This is a genomic window from Nocardioides sp. P5_C9_2, assembly GCF_054049555.1.
Genome location: NZ_JBFUMD010000675.1, coordinates 1 through 1,535, shown reverse-complemented (window position 1 = coordinate 1,535; position 1,535 = coordinate 1). Strand labels below are relative to the sequence as shown.

Genomic DNA, 1,535 nt, shown 5'->3' with positions numbered 1-1,535 from the left:
GTGATGGCCTGGGCGATGGGGTGCTCACTGCCGCTCTCGGCAGCGGCGACTAGGGCGAGTACGCCGTCGTCGGTGAACCCGTCGGTGGTCGTGATGGCCGTGAGGGCGGGCTTGCCTTCGGTGATGGTGCCGGTCTTGTCGAGCACGACTGCGGTGAGCCGGCGCGCCTGCTCGAGCGCTTCGCCGTTCGAGATGAGGATGCCGAGCTCGGCGGCCCGGCCCGTGCCGACCATGACCGCAGTCGGCGTGGCCAGCCCGAGAGCGCACGGGCAAGCGATGATGAGGACCGCGATGGTGGTCGTGATCGCCATGGTCAGGTTCTCCGTCGCCGGCCCGAACACCGCCCACAGGACAAACGTGGCGAACGCGGTGAGGATGACGGCCGGCACGAAGATCGAGGACACCTTGTCGGCCAGCCGCTGCATCGGCACCTTGGACCCCTGCGCGTCCTCGACGAGGCGGATGATCTGCGCCAGCGCGGTGTCGTCACCGACGGCGGTGACCTCAATGTGCACCGAGCCGGTCGTGTTCAACGTGGCGCCGATGACGGCGTCGCCGGCGGTCTTGTCGACCGGGAGGCTCTCACCGGTCAGCATCGACTCGTCGACAGCGGTGGTGCCGGACACGACGACGCCGTCGACGGGAAACTTCTCGCCTGGGCGGATGCGGACGACGTCACCGACCGCGACGTCTTGGACCGGGATGTCGACCTCGACGCCGTCGCGAACGACTCGGGCGGTCTTGGGCGCGAGGCCGACCAGCGCGGTGACGGCGGCGGCGGTGCGCTTCTTGGCCCGTCCTTCCATCCACTTCCCGGCCAGGACGAGCGCGACGATGATGAGGGAGGTCTCGTAGTACACGTGCAGCGGGAAGCCCCACTTCTCTGCGACGCCGGGCCACAAGGTCACGAACGTGCTGTACGTCCAGGCCACTCCGGTGCCCATGGCGACGAGCGTGCTCATGTTGGTCGAGCGGTGCTTGGCGGCAGTCCACGCGGAGGCGTACAGGTCCTTGCCGGCCCACCACTGCACAGCGGTCGCGACGACGAAGATGACGGGCATCAGCCAGTCCATCGTGTCGATGTACAGCGGCACGTACATGAGCGCCATCAGCCCGAGACCGGTTGCCAGCGCGATCTGCCACCTGACCTTCATCCGCGACAGCTCGCGGTCCCGCGCGTCCTCCTCGGCCGAGTCGTCGCTGGAGGCGCCGGGGTCGGCGGCGGCGCTGCCGCCCGCGGCCGCTGCGCCGGCACCCGTGGGCCGCTGGTGGCGGGGCGTGGCTGTGTAGCCGGCCTTGGCGACGGCGCCCGTGAGCTGGTCGAGCTGGATGACGCCGGGGTCGTAGGTGATGGAGGCGACCTCGGTGGCCAGGTTCACCCGGGCTTCAGTGACGCCGTCGAGCTTGAGCAGCGCCTTCTCGACGCGACCCACGCACGAGGCGCAGGTCATGCCGCCGATGTCGAGGGTGCAAGTCTCGGGTTCGGTGTCGAGGCCCGTTCCGGTGCTGGTGCCAGTGCCGGTGGTGATGTCGGG

At 69.6% G+C, this 1,535-nt stretch carries 1 protein-coding gene; it reads right to left on the bottom strand.

Translation table 11 applies throughout. The annotated features are described in order from the left end of the window. Nucleotides 1-1,535: heavy metal translocating P-type ATPase (locus ACXJKL_RS20895; RefSeq protein ID WP_457208914.1), on the bottom strand; the 1,535-nt coding region annotated here is incomplete at both ends.